The following is a 605-nucleotide window of genomic DNA, read 5'->3' on the forward strand; positions in this document are numbered from 1 at the left end:
CTTTCTACGATCGGTGTTTGTTACCATAATCGTAGCAGAAATGGTCATGACCCGCACATTATCTGAAAAACCTACCCCCAAAAGCGGGATACGCCACCAGGTGGATGTCGCGCAGAAAGAGCAAGAACATGCGCCGGTCAAACTCGTCCACGGGTTTGTGACGGATGACGAACTGGTCGCCGAGGGTGACCTCGTAGGTGCCGTCGTCGAGGATGCGCCCGCTGGCCGTCGGTTTGGGCGGGCGAGGCGTCGCGGCCGCCCCGAGCAGGGCACCACTGGGCAGGCCAAGCATCTGGCCGAGCAGGTGCCCGCCGAGGCCGAGCAGCAGGGCCAGGCGGAGGTCGGCCAGGGTCTGACGCAGCCAGCGGCAGCTGGGGCGCTGGGTCCAGGCGGGCCAGACGAGGGCGCTGAGCGTGAGCAGCCAGCGGAGCAGCGGCAGACTGGCCAGGAGAAGGAGCGCGGTGGGGGCGCGCCCGCCAACGAGGAGCAGCAGCAGCAGGCTCGTTTGACCCAGGAGCGGGGGCAGCGCGGAATGTGTCAAGCACCTTTGGACACGAGTCTTGGTCAAATGCGGTGCATACGTGCCACCAGCGTCACGCCATCCG

The 605-nt window shown here is 65.8% G+C and carries 1 protein-coding gene; it reads right to left on the reverse strand.

Annotation, left to right across the window (positions count from 1 at the left end):
* Nucleotides 1-58 precede the first annotated feature (58 nt).
* A partial coding sequence (locus A9Q02_RS15065) for a hypothetical protein (RefSeq protein WP_216361527.1) occupies nt 59-605 on the reverse strand: 547 nt, incomplete at its 5' end.

Origin of the sequence: Candidatus Chloroploca asiatica, from assembly GCF_002532075.1 — a bacterium.
In the GTDB taxonomy this organism is placed as follows: domain Bacteria; phylum Chloroflexota; class Chloroflexia; order Chloroflexales; family Chloroflexaceae; genus Chloroploca; species Chloroploca asiatica.